Source organism: Skermanella sp. (assembly GCF_059503625.1).
In genome coordinates, this window is the sequence record NZ_JCACHA010000117.1 from 1 (window position 1) to 3,820 (window position 3,820).

Annotated in this window: 5 protein-coding genes; 4 read left to right on the forward strand and 1 reads right to left on the reverse strand. The window is 61.2% G+C overall.

The genetic code is table 11. From position 1 onward, the window contains the following. Both AC5JJ6_RS03195 and AC5JJ6_RS03200 read left to right on the forward strand, forming a co-directional pair. Positions 1-916, forward strand: a 916-nt coding sequence (locus tag AC5JJ6_RS03195) for an ABC transporter substrate-binding protein (protein ID WP_496040657.1), incomplete at its 5' end; no start/stop codon positions are given. Between the two features lie 176 nt (positions 917-1,092). Then, the gene (locus tag AC5JJ6_RS03200; RefSeq protein WP_496040658.1) at positions 1,093-2,697 is read left to right on the forward strand and encodes an ArnT family glycosyltransferase; all 1,605 of its coding nucleotides are present in this window, start codon (positions 1,093-1,095) and stop codon (positions 2,695-2,697) included. A 66-nt stretch (positions 2,698-2,763) separates the two neighbouring features. On the opposite strand, the gene AC5JJ6_RS03205 is transcribed toward AC5JJ6_RS03200, so the two are convergent. Further along, positions 2,764-3,078, reverse strand: a complete 315-nt coding sequence (locus AC5JJ6_RS03205; RefSeq protein ID WP_496040659.1) for a recombinase family protein — start codon at positions 3,076-3,078, stop codon at positions 2,764-2,766. Positions 3,079-3,266: 188 nt separating this feature from the next. Here AC5JJ6_RS03205 and AC5JJ6_RS03210 point away from each other — a divergent pair, with 188 nt between their 5' ends. Together AC5JJ6_RS03210 and AC5JJ6_RS03215 are read left to right on the forward strand one after the other, a co-directional pair. After that, positions 3,267-3,398, forward strand: a complete 132-nt coding sequence (locus AC5JJ6_RS03210; RefSeq protein ID WP_496040660.1) for a hypothetical protein — start codon at positions 3,267-3,269, stop codon at positions 3,396-3,398. A 75-nt stretch (positions 3,399-3,473) separates the two neighbouring features. After that, the coding region (locus AC5JJ6_RS03215) for a hypothetical protein (RefSeq protein WP_496040661.1) at positions 3,474-3,820 on the forward strand (347 nt) is incomplete at its 3' end.

Genomic DNA, 3,820 nt, shown 5'->3' on the forward strand with positions numbered 1-3,820 from the left:
CCTTATCAAAGTTCAATCCCGGCTCCAGGGTGCGCTGGGGAGCATGAACTTCGCGTTCAATCTGAGACGTCCTCCTTTCGACAACAGGCTGATCCGGGACGCGATCACGCAACTCTTCGACTTCGAATGGATCAACAGGGTCTTGATGGGGGGATGGGCCGAGCGCAATCACAGCCGGTTTCCCAATTCGGAACTCGCCGCCCAGAGCCACCCCTCAGCTGCGGAAATCGAGCTGCTCCTGCCCTGGAAGGGGAGTATCAGGGATGAGACGCTTCAGCGGGAATTCGCTCTTCCAGTCAGTGACGGCACTGGTTATCAGCGTCAGCAACGTCGCAAGGCTTTCGAACTGTTCGCGCAGGCGGGCTATGCTCTTCATCAAGGATCCTTGGTGAACGGTACAGGCAAGCCGCTGTCAGTCGAGATTATCACTGCGAGTTCAGACTTCCGGAACGTGGTCCTCGCTTTCGTCACCAGCCTCAGGAGAGCAGGCATCGATGCCCGCCTGCGGATCATCGACGTGCCTCAGTTCGAGAGACGATCCAGGGTGGATTTCGATTTCGACATGACCTTTCAGTTTTTCGGCACCACGGATCTTCCCGGCCCGGAGCAGGAGTTCTACTGGGGATCGAGGTTTGCCTATGAGCGTTACACCGTCAATATTCCCGGCATCCAGGATCCCGTGGTCGATGACCTGATCAGTCGGGTCGGACGCGCCACCTCCCGCAAGGAGCTGATCCCGGCTACCCGAGCCCTTGATCGTGTTATCGCATGGAATGAGTACCTGCTCTCGGGATGGTATATGGCCACTTCCCACTACGCTTACTGGGACAGGTTCGGTCGGGCAGACGTCCGGTCGGAACAGGAAGCCGACCGGCCGCTGGGCTCCCCCGCTATCGAGGCGTGGTGGGCCAAGTGAGACAGGAGGGTCTTACAACCTGCTAAAGGAAAGCGCCCGCCTCTCTGGCACAAGCCGGATAAGATGCCGCCAGAGCTGCTGCGGCGCAACAACACCGATGCCATCGCTCTCCTGATCCAAGGCTCGTCATGCGCTCCTTTCCACAAGCCGCAGCTCTGCTTCGTTATGGGATAGTTGTGGCGGCAGGTTTCATCATTGTTGCTGTCATTGTCCGGGCGCCGGCACTGCTCTATTCCGTTCTCAACTATGATGAGAGCATGTATCTGCTGATGGGGCTGGAGTTCGCGCGCGGGCATCTGCCATACACGACCGTCTGCGACTTGAAGCCGTTCGGCCTGTTCGCGCTGGCAATGCCTTTCGCGGCTTCGCCGTTCGACCCGGTGATCTCCAGCCGCATCGGAGCCAGCGTTGTCGTGGGGCTGACCGCTTACCTGCTGTGCCGGGTCTCGAGCCTGCTGTTCAGCGATGAGCGACGGCTGATCGGCATCAGTGCAGGCCTGGGCTACATCGTCTTCAGCCTGGTCAACGGCGGCATGGCGTTTCAGGGGGAAATCTTCCACACGGCCTGCGCGGTGCTGACTCTGCTGCTGATCCTGCGAGCCATCCACCATCGACTGCCACCGAGCCTCGGACCCATGATCGCTGCCGGGCTAACGCTCGGGATTGGCATCCAGATCAAGCAATCCGTGCTGTTCGACATGCTGGCCTTCTTAGCCAGCTTTTTCATTCTGACGACCCCGAACTGGCGGGTTTTGCGCCATCACGCGCGAGCCAACCTCCGGCCTTTGATCGCGCTGGGTCTCGCCGTCCCGCTTCCAAGCTTGGCTGTGATGGCGCTCTATGCCGGCACCGGCCACTGGGATGCCTGGGTCGCGGCCAACATCACGGCGCACTCCGCGTTCTACACGGGAGACCGTGAGTTGGCTTGGCTGCCAGCTCTGTGGTCCGTGGCGGAACAGGCGCCGCTCTGGATCGGCGGACTACTGGCGGCTGTTTTCGTTCGCCGGCTGACGCTCGACGGGCGGGAGTTTCGGGCGACCGTCTTTCTTGGTGTCTGGGTGTTTGCCATTGTCCTGTGCCAGTTGTTTCTGCGGATCGCCTCTGATCATTACTTCCTGCAGTTCCTGCCCCCGCTCAGCCTGCTTGGCGGGCTGGTGATCGGACGCGGTCTGCTGATACATTTGCCCGACCGGCGTCGTGTTGGAGTGACATTGGCCATGCTGGTGGGGCTCACCCTGTTCGCGGTGGCCAAGAACCCGATCATGCACAGCTTCCACATCGTCAAGGACCGGCTCGCCGGCGATACCTGGGCGGGCGACACGCCCCGACGCGTCACGGCCGATCTCAAACCTCTACTCAAGCTGGGTGATGCGATCTACGTCGTCGGCTTCCAGCCGGCAATCTACTATCTGACCGGCGCGGTGATCCCGACCCGGTTTGCTTTTACCGGTATGCCGAGCTTTCTCCAGCCAGGACGCGATGGCTGCCCCTGGATCGAGCCCGCTGTTGAAATGCGGCGCATTCTGGACAACCTGCCGCGGTTCATTGTGGTCGAGCGTGGAATCTTCTACGCCGAGATGCCGTTGGATGTGCGTCGAATATTGGACGAGCGGCTGATCCAGGATTACCGGGTCCGCGCCCGATATGAACAGCACTTCGCGCATCAGCTCTACCCATTCGAACGGTTTGTCATGAACGGCGGCGCACCAGCTGACGTGTATGAACTGCGGGATGAACCGCGCGCCCGCGCGACTGTCAACTGGCCAAAGGAAGCTGAGTGATGCACGATGCCGACGTTGATTTTGATCACAGGGCGGCTGATTGCCCCGGCTGGAGATGTCAGCCAGTTAGAGGGGCATTGGTGCAGGAAGGCCCAGGACCAGGCCGATGCGACCGAGGCTGACCTCGGCGACCAGCCTCTGGAAACCGGGTCGCCCCTCCATTGAGGTGCCGGAGCGACCAAGGTCATCATCGATGATTTCAACGCGCTTGCGTGGCCATCCGAGTTCCAGGGCACGTTCCACCAGTCCATATTGGAGACGCGTTGATTCCTGATGGCGTTCGACCTGCTGGAGAGTCGACTGACGCACATAGACCAGGGCCAGACGAACACGGTGACGGCTGCGGATCTTGTCCGTCGGAGTTGGGATCGTGCCGGTCATGGCAATCCTCCTCCGCTGCCGCGCCGGCTTCCATCTGCCGACGGGCCAGGTGGCCGATCAGAACCGCAAGTTTCCGTCGCCGCTGTGCCGGCAGGCGCGGCCATGCCATTCGGCTCGGCTGCAGTGTTGTTCATGTCGATGCTCGAATACCCAGCGCACCGGAGCCCGCCCCACTCAAGGCGCGGAACATGGCCGAGACCATCATCGGCCATATCAAGGAGTTCTCTTCCCTCAATCTGTCCAAGCATCAATCCGTCATCAACGCCTTCGTTCACATCATCGCGGCCATTACCGCCTACCAGATTAACGGACTTGGTTAGTTTCCCCCGTTGGTAGGTGTGACGATCTGACGTGAGGGCTTCCCTTGATGAGGGTCGGCATGGTTGGCTAACGGTATGTCAGTTCCACCGCTTCCAGACCTGGACGCCCTGTCCCCCGACGAGCTGAAGAAGCTGGTGGTTCAGCTTTTGGTCGAGGTGACAGCGCTGCGCGAGGAGAACCAGCAACTGCGCGCGGAGAACGCTCGACTGAAGGATCTGCCGAAGAAACCGAAGCTGGCGCCGGGCGGCATGGACAAGGCGACGGGATTGGATAAACGGGCCAGGACCAGGCAGGCGCGCCGGCAGCAGCGCAAACGGCAGAGTGGCCGGCGCACCCCGCCGGTGACCGAGGAGCGAACCCTTGTCGTCGAGGCCCCGGCCGGCTCGCGGCGCCGCGGCTTCGAGCCCTTCACCGTGCAGGA